This window comes from Mucilaginibacter sp. cycad4, assembly GCF_034263275.1.
In the GTDB taxonomy this organism is placed as follows: domain Bacteria; phylum Bacteroidota; class Bacteroidia; order Sphingobacteriales; family Sphingobacteriaceae; genus Mucilaginibacter.
In genome coordinates this window covers 4,290,474-4,310,783 of record NZ_CP139559.1, presented here as the reverse complement: position 1 = coordinate 4,310,783, position 20,310 = coordinate 4,290,474, and the positions used below count along the sequence as shown (strand labels likewise).

Annotated in this window: 15 protein-coding genes; 8 read left to right on the top strand and 7 right to left on the bottom strand. The window is 45.7% G+C overall.

All coding sequences use genetic code 11. From position 1 onward, the window contains the following. The first annotated feature begins 108 nt into the window (after nucleotides 1–108). Nucleotides 109–1,407: a membrane dipeptidase gene (locus tag SNE26_RS17360; protein WP_321555183.1), complete on the top strand. Its 1,299-nt coding sequence runs from the start codon at nucleotides 109–111 to the stop codon at nucleotides 1,405–1,407. A gap of 151 nt (nucleotides 1,408–1,558) precedes the next feature. Here SNE26_RS17360 and SNE26_RS17355 read toward each other — a convergent pair whose 3' ends face one another. After that, nucleotides 1,559–2,029, bottom strand: a complete 471-nt coding sequence (locus SNE26_RS17355; RefSeq protein ID WP_321555182.1) for an organic hydroperoxide resistance protein — start codon at nucleotides 2,027–2,029, stop codon at nucleotides 1,559–1,561. 96 nt (nucleotides 2,030–2,125) lie between these two features. Then, nucleotides 2,126–3,184: an alpha/beta hydrolase gene (locus SNE26_RS17350; protein ID WP_321555181.1), complete on the bottom strand. Its 1,059-nt coding sequence runs from the start codon at nucleotides 3,182–3,184 to the stop codon at nucleotides 2,126–2,128. 326 nt (nucleotides 3,185–3,510) lie between these two features. On the opposite strand from SNE26_RS17350, the gene SNE26_RS17345 reads away from it, so the two are divergent. The 3 genes from SNE26_RS17345 to SNE26_RS17335 all read left to right on the top strand — a co-directional run bounded on the left by SNE26_RS17345 (nucleotide 3,511) and on the right by SNE26_RS17335 (nucleotide 8,152). After that, a complete protein-coding gene (locus SNE26_RS17345; RefSeq protein WP_321555180.1) occupies nucleotides 3,511–5,817 on the top strand; it encodes a GH92 family glycosyl hydrolase in 2,307 nt (768 codons plus the stop codon). A gap of 667 nt (nucleotides 5,818–6,484) precedes the next feature. Continuing rightward, nucleotides 6,485–7,603, top strand: a complete 1,119-nt coding sequence (locus tag SNE26_RS17340; protein WP_321555179.1) for a Gfo/Idh/MocA family oxidoreductase — start codon at nucleotides 6,485–6,487, stop codon at nucleotides 7,601–7,603. Nucleotides 7,604–7,885: 282 nt separating this feature from the next. Next, nucleotides 7,886–8,152 (top strand): DUF4342 domain-containing protein, encoded by a 267-nt coding sequence (locus SNE26_RS17335; protein WP_090534028.1) that lies wholly within the window; start codon nucleotides 7,886–7,888, stop codon nucleotides 8,150–8,152. 55 nt (nucleotides 8,153–8,207) lie between these two features. Here SNE26_RS17335 and SNE26_RS17330 read toward each other — a convergent pair whose 3' ends face one another. After that, nucleotides 8,208–9,095, bottom strand: a complete 888-nt coding sequence (locus SNE26_RS17330; protein ID WP_321555178.1) for a dienelactone hydrolase family protein — start codon at nucleotides 9,093–9,095, stop codon at nucleotides 8,208–8,210. A 239-nt stretch (nucleotides 9,096–9,334) separates the two neighbouring features. Here SNE26_RS17330 and SNE26_RS17325 point away from each other — a divergent pair, with 239 nt between their 5' ends. Next, nucleotides 9,335–12,583, top strand: a complete 3,249-nt coding sequence (locus SNE26_RS17325) for a VIT domain-containing protein (RefSeq protein ID WP_321555177.1) — start codon at nucleotides 9,335–9,337, stop codon at nucleotides 12,581–12,583. A gap of 209 nt (nucleotides 12,584–12,792) precedes the next feature. Continuing rightward, the gene (locus SNE26_RS17320; RefSeq protein ID WP_321555176.1) at nucleotides 12,793–13,830 is read left to right on the top strand and encodes a hypothetical protein; all 1,038 of its coding nucleotides are present in this window, start codon (nucleotides 12,793–12,795) and stop codon (nucleotides 13,828–13,830) included. A 36-nt stretch (nucleotides 13,831–13,866) separates the two neighbouring features. Here the strand turns inward: SNE26_RS17320 and SNE26_RS17315 are convergent, their stop codons facing one another. From SNE26_RS17315 to SNE26_RS17305, 3 genes are all read right to left on the bottom strand, one after another. Beyond that, nucleotides 13,867–14,493, bottom strand: a complete 627-nt coding sequence (locus SNE26_RS17315) for a DUF1684 domain-containing protein (protein ID WP_321555175.1) — start codon at nucleotides 14,491–14,493, stop codon at nucleotides 13,867–13,869. Nucleotides 14,494–14,829: 336 nt separating this feature from the next. Further along, complete coding sequence (locus tag SNE26_RS17310) at nucleotides 14,830–16,038, bottom strand: aminotransferase class V-fold PLP-dependent enzyme (protein WP_321555174.1); 1,209 nt, start codon at nucleotides 16,036–16,038, stop codon at nucleotides 14,830–14,832. Nucleotides 16,039–16,043: 5 nt separating this feature from the next. Continuing rightward, on the bottom strand, nucleotides 16,044–16,511 hold the full coding sequence (locus SNE26_RS17305; protein WP_321555173.1) for a GNAT family N-acetyltransferase: 468 nt from the start codon (nucleotides 16,509–16,511) through the stop codon (nucleotides 16,044–16,046). A 91-nt stretch (nucleotides 16,512–16,602) separates the two neighbouring features. Here SNE26_RS17305 and SNE26_RS17300 point away from each other — a divergent pair, with 91 nt between their 5' ends. Together SNE26_RS17300 and SNE26_RS17295 are read left to right on the top strand one after the other, a co-directional pair. After that, nucleotides 16,603–18,048, top strand: coding sequence for a PLP-dependent aminotransferase family protein (locus SNE26_RS17300; RefSeq protein WP_321555172.1), 1,446 nt, complete (start codon nucleotides 16,603–16,605; stop codon nucleotides 18,046–18,048). Nucleotides 18,049–18,150: 102 nt separating this feature from the next. Beyond that, entirely contained in the window at nucleotides 18,151–19,824 is a 1,674-nt protein-coding gene (locus SNE26_RS17295; RefSeq protein ID WP_321555171.1) for a fibrobacter succinogenes major paralogous domain-containing protein, read from the top strand. Nucleotides 19,825–19,854: 30 nt separating this feature from the next. Here the strand turns inward: SNE26_RS17295 and SNE26_RS17290 are convergent, their stop codons facing one another. Continuing rightward, the gene (locus SNE26_RS17290) at nucleotides 19,855–20,277 is read right to left on the bottom strand and encodes a DUF1801 domain-containing protein (protein WP_321555170.1); all 423 of its coding nucleotides are present in this window, start codon (nucleotides 20,275–20,277) and stop codon (nucleotides 19,855–19,857) included. Nucleotides 20,278–20,310: the final 33 nt, after the last annotated feature.

The window sequence follows — 20,310 nt, the reverse complement described above, 5'->3', positions numbered from 1 at the left end:
TTAGGGCTTAGTCGGTGAAAAGCCGGTGAACGCCGATTGCGTTGGTCTGTGATTGGGTTACCGGCTATATTTGAATAGTTTCACTTAATAAGTTCACAATTAAAAATCATGATAAGATCTCAATCAACATGGTCGCGCCGACAGTTTATTACTACCCTTGCCGGCACAGGGGCTGCAATGATGCTGAGCCCGCTGGCTACATGGGCTATCGATGAAATAGACCCGAGGGTGGCTGCAATTGTAGCCGCAACAATCGGCATTGATACACATAATCATATCGACGTTCCCCTCACCGCAGACGCATTGCCCGGCCCGGACATCGACCTTGCCGGCGAAATGAAACGCTCCGGCTTATCTGCCATCTGCATGACCTTCGCACTCGATTATCAAAAGTTGACTAATCCGGGTGAAGCTTATGACCGGTTCCTGAATGGCCTTGCTGCCATGGATCAGCAGCTGAAAAATAATGGTATAAAACGTTCCCTGAACCTGTCCGATCTGAAAGCCGCTCATGATAAACATCAGCCAACCGTGATCCAGTCAATAGAAGGAGGTCACTTTTTAGAAGGAAAACCGGACCGGCTCGCCGTAGCCTATGACCGGGGATTAAGGCACCTCGGATTGCTCCATGACAATGACGCTTCTGTACCATTAGGTGATGTATATACAAACCCCACACGCTGGGGCGGTTTAACCGCGTTTGGCGCCGATATCATTAAAGAATGTAACCGGCTGGGGGTTCTTATTGACCTGGCGCATGCCAATGGAGAAACCATTGCCGCCGCACTTAAACTGGCAGCCAGCCCGGTGATTATTTCTCATACCGGTCTTGATACGCAATTGGGGCAAAATCTTAATATGGCCGGTATGATGCGGCCAAGACTCATTAGCAAGGAACAGGCAAAAATTGTTGCCGATGCAGGTGGCGTTATTGGCGTGTGGACACATTTGGCTGACACCCCGTTAGCATATGCCCAAAATGTCAGGGCTTTGGTTGATGTTATCGGGGTTGATCATGTTTGCATCGGTACTGATACCAAATTGACGCCGGCTTTCAGAGTTGGTGGTGGTTTCGGCCCTAAACCTGGTAATCAAGGTCCGCCGCCGGGTGGTGGTCCCGATGATCATCGCGACAGAGGCCCTGGTGATAACGGCCCTAATGGCCCAGGTAATAACGGTAGCAATGGTCCTGGTGATGACAGGCGCAACGGCCCTGGCGGAGGAGGCCCGAACAGGGGCAGGGTTGGCGAGCGCACAAACGAGGCATGGCCGGATCTGAAAGCAGGGTTTTATTACGCTGTAGTTGATGCCATGTTAAAAACCGGGTTTACTGCCGAGGAAATTGGCAAGATAGGGGGAGGCAACTTCTGCCGGGTATTTGATGCGGCTACGTCAGCCCGTCGTTAATATTCAAACTACAGATTAGCTTTTACAGGCATTAGCAACTACAGTACACAAACAAACCGGCGGCAAATATCCCATAAGTTTTAAAAGGATATTGCAGCCGGTTTGCTGTTATCTGATGAATAAATCCGGGTCCTGTTATGTTTATCGGCTGTTAAACAGATACACCGATGTGAACATTAATATTGCCGCGTGTGGCTTTTGAATATGGACAGGTTTGATGTGCCGCTGCCACAACAGTTTTAGCTTGTTCGGTTGTGAGGCCGGGAAGATATACATGCAGGCGTGCCTGAAGGCTAAAGGCCAGGCTGCTGCCCTCGCCGGTTGTTGCCAGGTCAATCTCCGCTTCAACAGTAGTATCATTGGGAATCGGGATCTGTAAGCCTGCCGCGTTGCGCCTCATAGCACCAATAAAACAAGCCGACCACCCGGCTGCAAATAGTTGCTCGGGGTTAGTCCCGTTGCCTGGCCCTCCGGGGGTAGATAGGTTTACGTCCAAACGGCCGTCTGCACTTTTGGAGGCACCTTCGCGGCCACCGGTCGTTTTTACTTTTCCTGTATATAATACTTTGTCTACGTTAACCTGTGCGTTATTCGTAGTATCGATCACTGTTATTGTTTCCATGATATATAGTATTTCAATTTTGGGTACGATGTATAAAGTCTATTTTGTTCCATCAGGGTCTCTCGCAGAGGACCCTGATGTTCTGCGCCATTAGCGTTATTTGACGAAACTCTCAGCCTCCACTATCGCGTCGGCAAAAGCTTTAGGGGCTTCCTGCGGCAGGTTGTGGCCAATGCCCCCGGTAATAGTATGGTGAGCATATTTACCTTTAAACCGGGCAGCATAATCAACAGGTTTGGGGTGCGGGGCGCCGTTGGCATCGCCTTCAAGGGTTACGGAAGGTACAGTGATAGGAGGCGCGGTTGCTAATTTTCTTTCCATGTCATCATATTTTGCCTCGCCTTTTGCAAGGCCCAGGCGCCAGCGGTAATTGTGGATCACGATGGCAACATGGTCGGGGTTGTCAAAAGAGGGAGCGGTTTGTGCAAATGTAGCGTCGTCAAATTTCCAGTTGGGTGATGCTGTTTCCCAGATGAGCCTGTTAAAGTCACGCGTGTTTGCCTCATACCCCATCTGGCCGCGCTCGGTACTAAAATAAAACTGGTACCACCATGATAGTTCTGCTTTTGGCGGCAGTGGTTTTTTGTTTGCTTCCTGGCTGCCTATCAGGTAACCGCTTACCGAAACCATTGCTTTACAGCGCTCGGGCCATAACGCAGCCACGATATTGGCGGTGCGTGCACCCCAGTCAAACCCGCCAATAATGGCACTATTTATTTTTAACGCGTCCATCAGGGCGATAACATCGGTAGCTATTGCTGCCTGTTGCCCGTTCCTGAAAGTTTGTGCCGAAAGGAATTGTGTTGTGCCATGACCGCGCAAATGAGGTACAATAACCCTGTAGCCGGCCTTGGCAAGTATAGCTGATACTTCAGTATAGCTATGTATATCATATGGCCATCCGTGAAGCAGGATAACAGGCTGCCCGTTTGCCGGGCCGCTTTCTGCGTAGCCAATATTAAGCAGCCCTGCATTTACCTGTTTGATTGAGTCGAAAGAAGCGGTAGAGAAAAGAGTATTGTTTTGCCGTGCCGGTGAATCTGCGTGTCTGGTTTCAGCTTTAAGTAAACCGAGACCGCCTAACTCTGCTGCTGCAACTGTTAATGCGGAGATGCCAAGAAAGCGGCGACGGCTAAATGTTGTTTCGTTGTTCATGTTTTTCGGGATTAGTTTGATTAATAATTCGCCTTCGGATGCTTTCCTCATCCCCGGGCATAACAAAAGTACGCCGGCACCAGGATTATGAAAGCGGTTGATGTATGAACCGGACAAATGGTGACCTCAATTAGACATATCCCCCGCCAGATTTGCCATTATCTGAAATCAATTGAAAATTGCAGAACTGTTTGGAAGGATAGTAACAGCGATCCGGCGGCTTTTTCCCTTTTACCGTACTGTGGCAGGTTCTTTAACATCATTATTTTACTCATGCATGTAACAATTAGCAATGATTGCTGTATTTTGCTGAAATTTTTTTGTCAATGCCCCATCCGAAAATGAACTTCATCTCCAAAATTGCAAACCGGTTTATTTATATCATTTTCTTGTTGTTTCCATGGCCGGTTTTTGCTCAAAACCTGGTTAAATATGTACAACCCATGGCCGGTACGGCTATTGCCACTACTGCCTCGGCGCTGAAGCATGGCCAGGCAGCTGATACACGGTTTGCCAACACTATTCCCGCGGTTACAGCCCCCTTTGCCATGACACAATGGACACCCGAAACCGAGAGCGGCGAAACCAAGTGCGTACCCCCATATTATTATAAAGACAGTGTATTTAACGGTCTCCGTGGTTCGCATTGGTTAAGCGGTTCATGTACGCAGGATTATGGCAGCTTTACCATTATGCCTGTCACGGGCAAGCTAAAAACAGCTAATTACGGCGCAACATTTAAACATACCGATGAACTATCATCGCCGCACTTTTATAGCATAAACCTTAATCAATATAAGGTGAAGGCGGCGGTAACTTCCACGGAACGTTGCGGGATAATGCAGCTTACCATGGGGCAGGCCGACAGTCTTTATTTATTGATCAAAGCCAATAGCGATTATCATGAAGGCTTTGTAAAAGTGGATAAACAAAAGGGCGAAATATCAGGCTATAATCCTGCACACCGTATTTACCAGGGATGGGGGAAAAGCGCAGGTTTCAGCGGTTTCTTTGTGATCAGGTTTGAACGGAGCTTAGATAAAACCGGAACTTTTTCAGGCGATAAAATATTTAATGCAGATAGTATCAAAAACGATGCAGGTACGGGCATATATGCAGGGTTCAAGCTTAATAAAGGTGAAAAGCTAACCATAAGGATAGGCACTTCATTTACCAGCCTGGATGGTGCCCGCAAAAACCTGCAGGCCGAAATGCCGGGATTTGATTTTGACAAGATGGTAGAAAGCAGCAGGGTAAAATGGGAAAAGGCTTTAGGCCAAATCAACATTTCAACTAACAGCGAGCAGGATAAACGGATCTTTTATACATCGTTTTACCACGCCATGCAGCATCCGCGCCTTTTTAATGATGTTGATGGCCGATACCCGCGTTTTGCCGGCGATTATCAAATTGAGCAATTATCAGGCGGCAATTATTATGATGATTTTTCGATGTGGGATATTTACCGGGCACAGCTGCCGCTGTTTGAGATCCTGAACCCAACTTTGATCAATAACCTGGCAAAATCACTGATCCTGAAAGGGAAGCAAGGTGGCTGGATGCCAGTATTTCCTTGCTGGAACAGTTATACATCCGAAATGATCGGTGATCATACGGCTTCGGTAGTCAGTTCGGCATATTTAAAGGGGATCACTGATTTTGACGCTAAAGAAGCTTATCAAATTTTAAGACATAACGCTTTTGAATTACCTGCCAACCGGGCCGATTATGTAGAAGGCAAAGGCCGCAGGGCGCTGGATAGCTATTTAAAATACCAATACATCCCTTTGGAAGACAGCGTACGCGATGCCTTTCATAAAATGGAACAAGTGAGCCGCACGATGGAATATGCCTATGATGACTACGCGCTGGCACAGTTTGCGAAAGCGCTAAAAAAGCCTGCCGATTATACCGCACTCACCAAACGGGCAAAATATTATGCCAATGTATTTGATGCTACAAGTGGTTTTGTCCGCGGTAAACATGCTGATGGCACATGGATATCTCCCTTTGATCCGGATAAAAAGGCAACTTATATTACAGAAGGGACAGCACGTCAGTACACGTTTTATGTACCGCAGGATGTAACCGGTTTGGCAAAGCTGATGGGTGGAACTAAGAAACTGGAACAGTCGTTAGACAGCTTGTTTGAAAAAGGCGAATACTGGCACGGCAATGAGCCAGGGCACCAGATCCCGTTCATGTACAATTATTCTCCATCGCCATGGAAAACACAAGCCGCTGTACGCAAGATCCTGGCCACCGAATACAGCGACGGGCCAGGCGGTTTGGGAGGAAACGATGATGCCGGGCAAATGTCGGCCTGGTATCTGTTTGCTTCTATGGGTTTTTACCCGGTAAACCCGGTTTCCGGCGAGTACCTGCTATGCTCACCTTTGTTTGATAAAATTGCTATTACGCTTCAAAATGGCAAAAAGTTTGAGATCATCTGTCATAAATCAAGCCCCAAATCAATGTATATCCGCTCGGTGAAATTGAACGGTAAGATGATGCCTGATAATTTTATCCGTTACAACGATATCCGCAACGGCGGTAAACTCGATATATATCTGAATGATCAACCGGGAAATAACTGGGCAATTAAACCGGCAAATCAGCCTAAAGGGATGTGATATAAATGGCTCAGCGTCGGAAGTTATTTAAACAGATCGAAAAATGTATCGTATAAATAACGTCATTGCGAAGAATCTGAAGTAGGAACCTAAAAAAATGTGATGACGTATAAATTATGTTTTAGGGGTATTGCGCGGGGGCGCGTTAGGTTAGCAGCGTAAAGCCCACAGCGCGGGTTGGGTTTGCGGGCAGGGGCGAGGACTTGCATCCGCCAGCTGGCGGACCGGCCCGTTAGCTAAAGGGAACGCCCATATCATAAAACGCATCGAAAAAATATCTTAATAATCAACAATTTACGATCACGTTATTATAAGCATAGCGTGGCAATCTCGTAGGCAATGCATATCCGATTTGTATAGCTACGAGATTGCTTCGTCGTGCCTCCTCAATGACATGGCTTTTTTTAACCAACATTTAGCTTTTGGTTGGTGTTATCACCGCACCACTTACTTATTATCATTCTTCAATTAGTAATACGCCGTGCTAATCATGTGGTACGGTGATAACACCGGCCACAGGCTTCAGCCCGCATAGCGTATACGTCAGGCTCCTCTTCGAACGTCCTGATGGACGTTGATTATTTCCCCCCTTCCCTGTAAAAATCCAATGACTTACCTGCATTTTACCCGGAAATATGTAAATTGTCATAAACCAAAAAACATACCTATGAATTCTCGTCGTGATTTTTTACAAAAGTTGGGCTTATCGGCCCTGGCCCTGCAACTTGCACCATATGCCGGATGGGCGACAGGAACAGATAAAATTGAACAGGTTTATGATGGCCCGGTATTGCGCGTAGCCATTATGGGACTTGGAGGCTATGGAACTATAGTTGCAGAAGCCATGCGGAAATGTACCAAAGCTAAGCTTGTGGGCGTAATTAGCGGTACGCCATCAAAAGTTAAGGCATGGCAAAGCAAATACGGCATCCCCGAAAAAAATTGCTACAACTATGAGAATTTCGATAACATCAAAAATAACCCCGATATCGACGCGGTATACGTTATTACACCCAACGGCTTGCACCACGATTTTGTGATCAGGGTAGCTGCAGCCGGTAAACACGCCATATGCGAAAAGCCAATGGCCGTGAATGCCAAAGAGGGGCAGGAGATGGTTGATGCCTGTAAAAAGGCCAATGTAAAACTGCTGGTTGGCTACCGGATGCATTTTGAACCCAAAACACTGGAAGTGATCAGGATGAGGCAAAACGGTGAATTTGGGAAGATCAGGTTTTTTCAGGGGCAATGCGGGTTTACCATCGGCGATCCCACGCAATGGCGCTTGAATAAAAAACTGGCAGGCGGAGGCTCGATGATGGATATTGGGATCTATGCCATCAACGGATCACGCTACATGACAGGGGAAGAGCCGGTATGGGTTACCGCCCAGGAAACCAAAACCGATACGGTGAAATTTAAAGAAGGGGTTGATGAAACCATCCAGTTCCAGTTCGGCTTCCCAAGCGGGGCTGTGGCTTCCTGCCTGTCTACCTACAATATGAACAATCTCGACCGCTTTTTCCTCGATGGAGAAAAAGGATTTGCCGAAATGCAGCCTTCTACCGGCTACGGGCCAATTAAAGGCCGCACCCATTTGGGCGAGCTTAACCAGCCTGTTACCACACACCAAACCGTGCAGATGGATGAAATGTGCGAGATTATATTTAATAACAAAAAGCCGGTAGTACCCGTAAACGGCGAAGAGGGAGTGAAAGACCTTAAAATTATTGATGCCATTTACCTTGCTGTTAAAACCGGGAAAAAGGTGGAGATAAGTGTTTAATATCGTTTAAAGTTAAAAATATACGTCATGCCGAATTTATTTCGGCACCTCACTGGATATTCACGCTTGCTTGGTCTCACGATTAATTCTTGCGGACTTGTCCACTGTTTACTTTGAAAATGGGGTGCCGAAATAAATTCGGCATGACGGGTTTGCTTTTTTTAACCAATCGAGAACCCTTCGCAACATGGAAATTAATATTCCAGTTCCTATCGGCATATTTAGCAGAACCTGTAACAAGCTGCTGGTATGCTCATCTAAATATAAAAACTTAGAAAAAACATGAGCACCAAAGAAACATTTTCAATTAACGGCGAAGCGTTATTGGGAAAGATAAAAGAAATTATTAATGAAGGTAAAGCCAGCAGGATCACCATTTCGGATAAACACGGCAAAGAATTAATGACTTTTCCGTTATCTGTAGGCCTTTTCGGGATGATCCTGGCACCGGTTTTTGCTGCGGTAGGTACCCTGGCCGCACTGGTTACAGAATGTACCATAACGGTAGAACGGGAAGAGGAAGACAAAGAAGATACCCCAAAAGAATAAGGTATCTTCCCTTATACAATATTACTAAATAACAAAAAGGCCGGGTATCCGGCCTTTAGTTTAAATATTCCGTAAAAAAATCAATAGTTCTTTTCCAGGCTAATTCTGCCGCGGCCTTGTCATAACGGGGAGTGGTGTTGTTATGAAAACCGTGGTTGGCGTTTTCATAAATATAAGCCTGGTATTTTTTGCCATTTTCTTTAAGCGCTTTTTCGTATGCCGGCCAGCCCTCTGTAATCCGGGTATCCAGGGCTGCGTAATGCAGCAACAGCGGTGCTTTAATTTTAGGAACATCCTCAACAGCCGGCTGGCTTCCGTAAAAGGGAACAGCGGCAGACAAATCGGGAACACGTACAGCCATCATATTGGCAATTCCTCCGCCAAAACAAAAGCCTACAACACCCACCTTTCCATTGCAATCCTTATGGTTTTTCAGGTATTCATAGGCAGCTATAAAATCTTCCTCCATTTGGCCTTTATCTCTTTTAGCCTGCATGGCACGCCCGTCATCATCATTGCCCGGGTAACCACCCAGTGGACTTAGCGCGTCGGGTGCAAGGGTAATAAATCCTGCAAGGGCAGCTCTTCTTGCCACATCTTCAATATAGGGGTTCAAGCCCCGGTTTTCGTGAACTACCACAATGCCTCCCAGTTTCTTCTTTGTATCTGTAGGCTCCGATAATAACCCTTTAATTGTTCCGCCGCCTTTGGGCGAAGGGTAATTAATGTAGCCCGATTTTAAACGCGGATCATCGGATTTTACCTGTATGGCACCCTGGTAATCGGGCATCAGGAAACTCATTAACGCGGTTACGGTGAGGCCGCCCACTGCATACATGGAGAGCTTTTGCACAAATGAGCGCCTGTCGAGGCGGTTATGTGCATAATCATCATACAGGTCAAACACTTCCTGTTTGATATCTTCTTTGCTGATTTGGTTCATATTCCGGAGGCTTTGTTCAAATTTACCGGTTAGGTTTTGTTTAGGGTGTAACAGTCTCGTTACCGGTAATGTTTTGCATGTTGGATTTGTCAGACCGGTTACCACAAACTTTGAAAACTTATTGTAAAGCCAGGCTACTTGCCTGGCGGTTATCGGAAATAATTGAAGGAGGTTGCAATTTTTTTGAATTATTTTATGGAAACGCTTAAATCCCCGCATCCAATAGGAAATAAGTATCCATGAAAAAGATAATTTCCTTTCCTCTGTTAGTGATCATACTGCTTGTATTACATATAACAACAGTTTGTGCACAAAGTCCGCAGCTTACGGTTGATGGTAAAAGCAATAACGGCGTTAGGCTGCAGCAGTTAAAAGTTGATGTTGCTATTTACGGTAACATCAGCCGTACCACCTGGCAAATGACTTTCTTTAATTCAACTTCGCGCATTTTGGAAGGCACCTTGATATTTCCGTTAAAGGACGGCATAAGTGTTAGCCGTTACGCGCTGGACATCAATGGTAAAATGCGGGAAGCCGTACCTGTTGACAGGGGCAAGGGCACCGTAACCTTTGAAGCCATTGAACGCCGCAGGGTTGACCCGGGTTTGCTTGAAAAGGTAGAAGGTAATGCCTTCCGTACGCGCATTTATCCTATTAATCCCAATAGCACCCGTACGGTAATTATAGGTTATGAGGAAGAAATACCCTTAGCCGATAAAGGCAGCCTGAAGTTTACACTGCCGCTTAATGTTAAAGATACGGTCGAAAAATTTTCGCTCAATGCATCGGTCATTCAAAACGCCGAAGCGCCGGTTGCCGAAGACGGAGCAGATGTATTACATTTTGATAACCATCATCAAACCTATTCGGCATCTGTAGAAAAAAGCAATTACGTGCCCGATCATCCGCTGTCATTCCTAATCCCTAAACCTGCTGAAGCAAGCGAGGTGATGTTGCAGGCCCAGGGCAATAAATACTATTATTTTATTAATACTTCGCTACAGCCGCAGCCACTGGGCAAACCGCTCCCTCATCGTATCAGCTTGTTATGGGATGCTTCCCTAAGCGGCGCCAATCGCGACAGCAAAAAAGAACTGGCGCTGCTGGATGCTTATTTCAAAAAGGTAGATAATGCGCAGATCAGCCTCACTACGTTTAGCAATAAAGTGATCAGCACCAAAAACTACACCATTAATAACGGTGACTGGACTGCGCTTAAAAACGCGCTTGAGCATGTTGCCTATGATGGAGCCACCAATTTTGGCAATCTTAACCTGGCACAATACCCGGCAGATGAGTTTCTGCTGATGAGCGATGGTCATCAAACCTTCGGCGAGAAAAACTTAAAACTGATCAATAAGCCGGTTTACTGTATCAATTCATCGCCAACAGCCGATTATAGTAACCTGAAGCTCATAGCCCTTAAAACGCATGGCGAACTGATTGACCTTGCCGGGGGAGATGCCGATAAGGCGCTGAATAAACTAACCATCCGCTCGCTGCATTTCCTGGGGATTAAGGCCGGTGCTCTGGTAGAAGAAACTTATCCCTCTTTACCTGTTGCGGTTGGTAATTCATTTTCAATAGCAGGGGTCACCCGAAACCCCAACCAAACCATCACCCTGCAATATGGTTATGGCGACAAGGTGAGTTTTGAAAAAACAGTTACGCTTGATTTGGCAACCAATGCCGTTGAAGGCGTGGATGTAGCCAGGCTTTGGGCACAAAAAAAGATCAGCGAACTGGATATTAACTACGATGCCAACCGGCAGGAAATTGAATCGCTTGGTAAACGTTTCGGGATCATTACCCGCAATACATCGCTCATCGTGCTTGAAAATATAAGTGATTATATTCAATACGGCATTGAGCCACCGGCCGAATTGCGGGCCCAATACGATGCTATTATGAAACAGCGCGGTCCGGTTAACGAGCCGGAACGGGAAAACCTGACCGCCGCTTACAACATGAAAACAGAATTGGGACAATGGTGGGATAAGAAAGTTGAAACGGACGCAAAGCCTAAATCAAAAAGCAAAAACGCCGGCCTGTCAATTGCTGAGCCGGTTGCAGACGCACAATCTCCGGGTATCCCGGCCGCAGAAAGGTCATCGGCTACTGCAAGGGCTTCGGCAAATGCGGCCGCGCCAGGCAACAATCAACTTAATGAGGTTGTTGTGGCAGGATATGGGACGCAAAGAAAGACCTCAACTACAGGCTCTGTTACTACAGTAAGTGACCAGCAGCTCAATATGCAATTGGCTGGAAAAGTAGCCGGAGTCCAGGCAACCAGTTCGGGTTCGCCGGGATCAAATGCTGAGATGCGGATCCGCGGTAATGCCAGCATCGGAGGTAGCCAGCCGTTGTACATTGTTGATGGGGTAGCTATGACCAATAAACCCAATATTAACGCCAATGACATAGCATCGGTTAATGTTTTGAAAAGTGACAATGCCACAGTAATTTATGGTGCAAGGGCCGCAGGTGGTGTTGTGGTGATCCATACCCGAAATGGTCAGGGCGCCACCGTTCAGGCTGATTCTGTTGCCAGTCCTTTAAATACAAACGGCGGTATCAGCGTTATCTACAACCCCGCCGCTGCCGATTATTTAAAGATCATCCAAAAAACGGATAAGGCTGCACAGTATCAAAAATACCTGGAGTTAAGGGCTTCACTAAGCAGCAACCCGGTTTATTATTTTGATGTAGCCGATTATTTTATAAAAACAGGTAACCCGGAGCTGGGCGCACGGATCCTGAGCAATCTTGCCGAACTTGACCTTGGCAGTTATGAACTGTACAAAATGCTGGGTTATAAATTAAAACAGCTTGGCGATTTTGATGGCGAAGTATTTGCCTTTAAAAAAGTAACCGAACTGCGCCCCCTTGATCCACAAAGCTATCGTGATTACGGCCTGGCCCTTGATGATGCCGGCGAACATCAAACGGCGCTTGACGTGCTTTATGCCGCCATGACCAAAAGCTATACTGCCGATGCCGATAACTTGTACCATGGTATCCAGGAGATTTTTCTGCCCGAAATTAACAGGATCATAGCGCTGAATAAAGGCAGGCTCAATCTTTCCGCCATCGATAAAAAGCTGATCAAACCCTTGCCGGTTGATGTCCGCATTGTGATGGACTGGAACATGAACAATACCGACATTGATCTTTGGGTAACTGACCCCAATAATGAAAAATGTTATTACAGCCATAACCGCACAGTTATTGGCGGCAGGATTTCGCATGATATGACCCAGGGTTTTGGCCCGGAACAGTTTTTATTGAAGAAAGCTATTAAGGGTACTTATAAAATAGAGATTAACTATTATGGCGACAGGCAGGCTACCATTGCCGGGCCAACCACAGTTATGGCCGAAATGTTTACCCACTACGGAACGCCTGAAGAAAAGAAAGAAATTATTGTATTACAAATGAAGAAAGGCACTAACGGCACTGTTTATATTGGCGATCTGGATTTTAAATAGATGATCAGGGCGTAATCCAGCCCAACTTGTAACAGCCGGGCCCCGTTAACAGCGGGGCTCTTTTGTTTTTAGATGTCAATGTTTTTGATTGTACTTTTTTGATTGTCAGTATGATAAAACTTGAACAAACTTGAACCTGTTATGAATATGCAGGCTCCTTCTGCTCTTTTATATTTGTTTAGCAGGCAGCATGCCTTATAATTTAACTTATGAAAATCACTGCGTTAAAATTCTTAAGCTTTATAATATTACTGATTTGGAGCAGCCTCCTGAACGCACAAACACTATATGTAAATGTGGCCCAGGGTAAGGATGATGCCCCGGGAACACAAACTGAACCGTTGGCAAGCCTGGAAAAGGCGGTAATTAAGGCAAATACATTTAGCGGTAAAGAGCCCATTACCATTAAAATTGCGCCCGGCCTTTATACCATTATAAGTGCATTGGTAATTCGTGAGGAAAGTAACAGGCAGGTCGCTGAAAAATACACCTTCGAAGCGATGGTCATGCCCGGTGACCCGGACTGGACACCAGCCAAAATGCCGGTTATCCAATGCGTGGCCAATTCCAACAGGGTTGGTAAACTAAAGCATGCCAGTTCCGCTTTCCAGATCGCCCGGAACCATGTAGCGATTAAAGGATTAAAGTTCACCGGCAACCCAAACCCGGCATCAGAGTATTACTATGTTATAGAAAGGAGGGACAGCACATTGACCGGACTGGAAGTTTCCCAGTGTTATTTTATCGGGGAAAGGAATTCTGCACCTATACAGGGAGGGATTTTTGCCCAGGGTGCCGGTATCCGGGTAGCCCACTGTATATTTTATGGTGTAAAAAACGCCGTTATGGTATTTGTGGGGATCAGGGATTTTTCACTTACTCATTCCATCATTTACGGGGCCTATGAAGGTGCTGTTTGGTACGGCTACGGCCAGAGTTCTGATATGCCGTTTACGTTCAGTGATAATATCGTTACCAATTGCAATTATTTTTGGATAGGGTACCGTGGTGCCCATGCTAACTATAAGTTTGCCAATTCACTTATCTCCCAAAACGCTTTTTATTTGGGCTTTAACGAGGAGGAAGTAAAGCCCGACCTGCTAAATAAACCTATAGAACAAAATATCCAAAAATTTGGAAAAGTGACCCTGAGCGAAGTGAAAACCAAAGAGATACCAAAAGACTACCTGAACCTTTTATCTTCATCACCAGGAGCGGGCATCGACGCCGGTATCTTTATTAGGTAAAAAACAATTAATGTACTTGTTTAGTGCAGATTTAGATCAATGCCCTTTCCCAAAGTTTTTTTCACCTGCTTCAACAGCTATATCAACCCGGTTTTCGTCCGGAGGTTTAGGGCATGAATAGCCGCTGCTGAAAGCGCAGTATGGGTTGTAGGCTTTATTGAAATCTATAACAATCGAGCCGTTTTTAATGTCTTTTGTAGTAAGGTCGATATAGCGGCCTCCGCCATAGGTTTCAGAGCCGTTGGTAGCATCGGTAAAAGGCAGGAACAGGTAATTACTGAAAGCAGGATTTTGCGACAGGGCGATGCTTTTGTAAATGGTTAATTGCATAGGTTTACCTTTAAGCGTAAAGGAAAGCTCGGCGTAACGTACATATTGGCTGCCTGCGCCGCTGAAAGTAGGTATTATAAAAGTCGGTTGATTAGTCAGCAGTTCGGCTTTGGCGGTAACCCGGTAGGTACTGTCGGCATCGTAAAACCTTAAAAATTGCAGGTCATCCTGTTTGAGCGGCGATCGTGGATCTTTCAAAAAATCATCCTTGTAATTTTGCCTGAAGGCAGCGATCTGCTCTTTATGGTTTTGTGAAAAGCTGTGTTGGCTAATGAAGAGGATGAATAAAAGGGCGCTGAAATATTTCATGAATGATGCAGGGATTTGGCTCAAAGTTAACTTATAAAGGAGTTAAAAAAAAGCGTCATTGCTTTGTTCCTGTCCATGACAAGTTAAAAAACAAGTGTCACGCGGTGTTTTTGGAATCCGGCGGACTGTGAAGGGCCAATGACAAAGCCGGGGAAGACTTACGAAGTTTAAAAAACTCGTAAGTCTGCATTCTACAATATGTTATGGGGTAGCCTGTCGAGGCATGGTTGGCAGGGCCTCTGTGCGCGACCCTTCGATAAACTCAGGGTGACAGGCTAACACACGAAGATAAAAATGGGTGTCATGCTGAGCCTGTCGAAGCATAGTGGGTAGGCCTCTGCGCGCGACCCTTCGACTGGCTCAGAATAACAATCTTACCTTAACCAACTCCTCTAAAACCCTGCATAAGGTATCAATCTCTGCCTCGGTATTATAATAATGTACTGAAGCCCTTACAATATTGCCCAGCTTATTTTTGTTCATATAAATGAGGGTCGATACCGCCTTGCCAACTGATACATTGATATGTTTTTCGGCCAGCTTGTTTTTTACCGTTGCGGCTTCCATGCCATCTACCGAAAAAGTTACGATACCGCATAACTCGTCACCAAAATCATGGACCATTATACCGTTAATATTTTTTAGTTTTTCGCGTAGTAAACCGGCTAAATATTGCACCCGCTGCCAGGTACGCTCAACGCCTATGTTGAGTGCATATTCAACCGCTTTGCCGAGGCCAAGGGTAAGGGCGCGGCTTTTCTCATACACTTCAAAACGGCGGGCGTCGTCACGCGGTTTAAAATCAGTTTCGGTTACCCATTGCGTAGTAAAGCCATCCAGGAAAAACAGCTTCAGCTTATCCTGAATTTCTTTGCGCACATACAGAAAGCCTGTACCCCTCGGTGCCCGCAAATATTTCCTGCCGGTTACTGCAAGCATATCGCAGCCTATTTCCTGCACATCCAGCGGCACGTGGCCCGCGCTTTGGCAGGCGTCAAGCAAGTACAAAATATTGTGCCTGTGTGCTATTTTGCCAATTTCAGCAACAGGGATCATGCCCCCTGCGGTTGAGGGGATATGGGTTACGGCTATCAGCTTTGTACGATCGGAAATGGCATCTTCCAAAGCCTGCAGCCGGAAATTGCCCTGCTCATCATTAGGGATCACTTTAAACTCAACACCCAGTGTTTTTTGAGCGTGCAGCAAACCTATCAGGTTGGTTACATACTCCATTTCACAGGTAATGACCTCATCGCCGGGTTTAAAATCAATGCCGTTAAAGGCAAGCCACCAGCCAATACTGGCGTTCTCTACTACGGCAATTTCATCCTTACGGGCGTTAATGAGCCGGGCTATGAGGGTGTAGGTGTTTTCCAGCTCTTCGCGGTAAGTGTACTCGGTTTCATAGCCGCCTTTTTGCGCTTCTTCGTACAGATAGTCTATTACTGTATCAACCACCACATCGGGGTGCAGGGATGAGCCCGCATTGTTAAAGTGGATGGTTTTTGTTGTGCCCCGGGTTTCGGCCCTTAGTTGCTGTACTTCCTGTTCGCTTAGTATATTTTTCATTAGGCTTAGTTATTTGTAAAGTTTATTTCCATCATGATATCCGCACGTTTGTAGGTGCCGGGCTCAACAGGGATCTCGGTAAAGCCCAGCTTGCGGTAAATGTGGATGGCGTTTTCAAGTACTCTGTTTGAAAACAGTACGAGCTTTTTTACACCCAACTCACGCGCTTTGTTAATACCGGTTTGGCATAGAAACTGACCGGCGCCCGCCCCGCGACTGTCTTTATCCACCGCCATTTTGGTAAGCTCGTAAACGCCGTCTTTCATATATCGCAATGCTACCGTGCCGATAATTTTTTGGTTAGAGGTAATGAAGTAAATGCTGCCGCCTGTTTTAATGATGGCCTCGCCGGGGTTTTCCAGTACCCATTTATCAAAAGGCTCAACGGTAAAATACTCTTCAAGCCAGGCTTTGTTAAATTTTTCAAAGTAGGGGGCATGTTGCGGCTGATAATCGATAACCTGTAGTTCCATGTGCTTAATTATTTGATCAATACAAAATAAAAGTATCTGTCAATAGTAAAACAGATGCAGTTTTGTTAATTTTGAGCATAACAGATTTTGCATGGAAAGCATCGCTAACACTGAGGATTACGAATTTTTATACGCACAGATAGCTGCCCGGATTGAAAAGCAGATTAAACAGAACCTGCTGAAACCCGGCGACAAGCTGCCATCGGTAAGGGCGTTGAGCCAGGAGCAGGGCATCAGCATGAGCACGGCTTACAAGGCTTATGTTGAGCTGGAGAACCTGGGTTTGATAGAAGCCCGTACAAAATCGGGCTATTACGTAAAATACCTGCCTGCCCGTTTTACCAGCATGCCCGAAACCAAACCTCCGCTTAAAAAGGTTGAGCAGGCCAGCGTTGCCGAAATGATTGCGATGGTTTACCGTAACATGTCGGAAGACAGCGTTTTGCAGCTCTCGCGCTCATCGCCGCCGTTGAGCCTGATCCCGCTGGCCAAGCTCAGTAAATCCATGATGGAGTCTATCCGTCACAGCCCCACCGGAAATATCACTTACGAAAATCCGGAGGGTAATATGGCGTTGCGTAAACAGGTTGCTAAAAACGCGTTTAACTGGGGCGGCAATATTACCGAAGATGATGTTATAACCACGCAGGGCTGCCTTGAAGCTTTGATATTTTGCTTAAGGGCGCTTACCAAACCCGGCGATACCATTGCCATTGAAAGCCCCACCTATTTCGGGATCTTCAATGTGATGCTTAGCCTGGACCTGAAAGTATTGGAAATTCCGGTTAACCCCGATACCGGCCTGGACCTGGAATACCTGGAGCGGGCCATGAATGAAGTGCACGTAAAAGCATGCCTGTTTGTTACCAATTTTAGTAACCCGATAGGGGTATGCATGCCCGATGAACGTAAGCAGCAACTGGTACGCCTGCTTGCTGAAAAGCAGGTTCCTTTAATTGAGGATGACATTTATGGCGAGATCTATTTTGGAAAAAGCCGTCCGCACACCTGCAAAAGTTATGATAAGGATGGCTGGGTGATCCTTTGTTCATCGGTATCTAAATCCATAGCGCCCGGTTACAGGGTAGGCTGGTGTATCCCGGGCAGGTTTAAAGAACAGGTGCTGAATATTAAAATGATGCATTCCATAGCCTCGGCCACACCTACACAGGCAGCTATCGGTCATTTTTTTGAAACCGGGCGGTACGACCTGCACATGAGGCATTTGCGTAAAGCATTATATACCCAGTGCCTGCGGTATACACAGGCTATCGCAACACACTTCCCGCCAGGTACAAAGATTAGCAGACCGCAGGGTGGTTATGCGCTTTGGGTTGAACTGGACAAAAAAGTAAATGCCTTTGAACTGTATCAATTAGCAATTCAGCAAAATATCAGCATAGCTCCCGGCCAGATCTTTAGTGTGGACGGGCGGTTTACCAATTTTATCCGCATTAGTTTTGGGTTGGCTTTTGATGAGGTGGTTGAGGAGAGTTTTAAGGTGTTGGGGAAATTAGTGAGAAATTTGGCTCAGTAGTGGGACAGTTATTTAATATTAAATTAATAAAAATAACCCGTTGGTAATATTTATCTTCGCCGCAAAATATTGTTAATGAAAACCTTAAAAACCTGCCTTATCATGTTAATTGCATTTGCTATCGGTTGCAGTAAAAATGATAAAGTTACTCCGCCTGATGCTATTGCGCCAACACTTAGCGATTTCGATATCCCGTCAAAAGGATATGGTGAGGCTCCATTTAAAATAACTCCACCAAAAAGCAACAGCGATGGTGCGATAACCTACGTCAGTAGCAATTTAAAGGTAGCTGATATAAGTGGCGATATACTTACGGTGGTTGAACCCGGATCATGTACAATTACGGCATATCAGGCAGCGACCAGCAAGTTTAAAGCTGATTCTGTTAAAGCTAAGTTTACTGTATGGCTGGGCGAAAATCATTTAACTGATTTTAAGATCGCTGATCATCAGTTAGGTGATCCCCCATTCAAAATAACTCCACCCAACTCAAAGGCCGGTACGCAGATTTTTTATAAAAGTCTTAACCCGACTGTAGCAGATATTGAAAGGTATGATATGATAGTTATCAAAGGTGTCGGCGTATGTACTATTGTTGCAACTCAAAGTGACAGCCCGGGGTATATAGGAGGCTCCACAACGGCAACATTTAGAGTAACAGGTTTACCCGCGCCAACTATATCTGGTTTTACAGTTCCTGCAAAAAAGGTAGGAGATGCGCCATTTAGCTTATCGCACCCAACAAGTAATAGTAACGGGGCGTTTACTTATAAAAGCAGCAATACTTCGGTTGCTACAGTTAACGGGAACATGGTTGTTATCAAAGCCGCTGGTACCAGCGTTATAACTGCCATACAGGCATCCACAAGCACATATCGCACTGATTCGATAAAGGCGACACTTACGGTAGCCGGCTTAATTAGGCCATCGTTGGTTAACTTTAAAATACTTGCAAAGAAAACTACAGACGCACCCTTTTCTCTTACCCCGCCAACAAGTAACAGTAACGGCAGCTTTATTTACACGAGCGGAAACACGGCCGTAGCTACAATTCAGGGTAGTGTTGTTACTATAAAAGGAAAAGGGAAAACACTTATAACAGCAACGCAGCAGGCTTCAGGTAATTATTCGTCTGCTTCTATACGGGATACCTTGTTTGTAACAGAAAATCCCGACCCTGGTTATGTTACCGATGTTGAGGGAAATATGTACAGAACTGTAAGGATTGGTACGCAGGTTTGGATGGCAGAAAACCTGAGAGTAAAGAGTTACAATGATGGTACACCAATACGCGGCATCGAAATTGACAATACCTGGAAATCGGCCACCGTAGGCGCCGTATGTGATTATAATAATGATCCAGGCTTGGGTAGGGTATACGGTAAATTATATAACTGGTATGCAGTAACAGATCCAAGAAAACTTGCACCTAAAGGCTACCATATACCAACGCAAGCCGAATGGCAAACACTATATGACTATATCGGCGGCACTGAAACTGACGGTGGGGCGCTACAGGAAACCGGGGGGCAACACTGGACAAACGCTAATGCTGCTACAAACAGTACCTTATTTACAGCCTTAGCTGCCGGTGGGCGCGATTTCATTTATACTAATCAATCTTTTACCAGTTTACTCGGAGGGGCTTATTGGTGGAGCGTAACACCCGATGACGCTACTACAGCATGGTTTGTTGAGCTTTATTCAAACGCACATATTGGACTGAGAAAGGATCCTAAATATTACGGTTATTCTGTAAGGTGTATCAAGGATTAAAGGTATAGTAATGGTAAGCGAATGCTGCCATTATTTGCAATGCGTTGTTTCAGCGTGTTTAAATGATTCGTTGAGCAATTGCCTGAGCACAGCATTATCTACATCGGCCAGTTTAACAATATGTGTACAGCCGCCGCTTTGCTTGTGTTTTCCTAATTTTTGCAGTAATTGTTCCTTGCTCTCAAAGCCTGGAAGATAGAGTGTTAAAGAACTTTTACGGGGCGAAAAGGCTATAAGCGGCGCGTCACCTTCGCGGCCGCTTTCATATTTGTAATGATAGCTGCCAAAGCCCACAATGGCCGGGCCCCACATTTTTGCTTTATGACCGCTGGCTTCTTCCATTAGCATGGTCAGCTTAAAGCTGTCGGCCTGTTTGGTTTCATCGGCAATGGTGTTGATGAAATCGCTTACACTTGCTACGGTTTCCGTGGTTTTATTGGTGTTTTTGGCCATGGCTTAAGCGGATAGAGGTTAAAAACTGATATA

Coding starts and splice junctions, on each gene's coding strand:
- SNE26_RS17360 (WP_321555183.1), top strand. CDS start 109: ATGATAAGATCTCAATCAACATGGTCGCGCCGACAGTTTATTACTACC.
- SNE26_RS17355 (WP_321555182.1), bottom strand. CDS start 2,029: ATGGAAACAATAACAGTGATCGATACTACGAATAACGCACAGGTTAAC.
- SNE26_RS17350 (WP_321555181.1), bottom strand. CDS start 3,184: ATGAACAACGAAACAACATTTAGCCGTCGCCGCTTTCTTGGCATCTCC.
- SNE26_RS17345 (WP_321555180.1), top strand. CDS start 3,511: ATGCCCCATCCGAAAATGAACTTCATCTCCAAAATTGCAAACCGGTTT.
- SNE26_RS17340 (WP_321555179.1), top strand. CDS start 6,485: ATGAATTCTCGTCGTGATTTTTTACAAAAGTTGGGCTTATCGGCCCTG.
- SNE26_RS17335 (WP_090534028.1), top strand. CDS start 7,886: ATGAGCACCAAAGAAACATTTTCAATTAACGGCGAAGCGTTATTGGGA.
- SNE26_RS17330 (WP_321555178.1), bottom strand. CDS start 9,095: ATGAACCAAATCAGCAAAGAAGATATCAAACAGGAAGTGTTTGACCTG.
- SNE26_RS17325 (WP_321555177.1), top strand. CDS start 9,335: ATGAAAAAGATAATTTCCTTTCCTCTGTTAGTGATCATACTGCTTGTA.
- SNE26_RS17320 (WP_321555176.1), top strand. CDS start 12,793: ATGAAAATCACTGCGTTAAAATTCTTAAGCTTTATAATATTACTGATT.
- SNE26_RS17310 (WP_321555174.1), bottom strand. CDS start 16,038: ATGAAAAATATACTAAGCGAACAGGAAGTACAGCAACTAAGGGCCGAA.
- SNE26_RS17305 (WP_321555173.1), bottom strand. CDS start 16,511: ATGGAACTACAGGTTATCGATTATCAGCCGCAACATGCCCCCTACTTT.
- SNE26_RS17300 (WP_321555172.1), top strand. CDS start 16,603: ATGGAAAGCATCGCTAACACTGAGGATTACGAATTTTTATACGCACAG.
- SNE26_RS17295 (WP_321555171.1), top strand. CDS start 18,151: ATGTTAATTGCATTTGCTATCGGTTGCAGTAAAAATGATAAAGTTACT.
- SNE26_RS17290 (WP_321555170.1), bottom strand. CDS start 20,277: ATGGCCAAAAACACCAATAAAACCACGGAAACCGTAGCAAGTGTAAGC.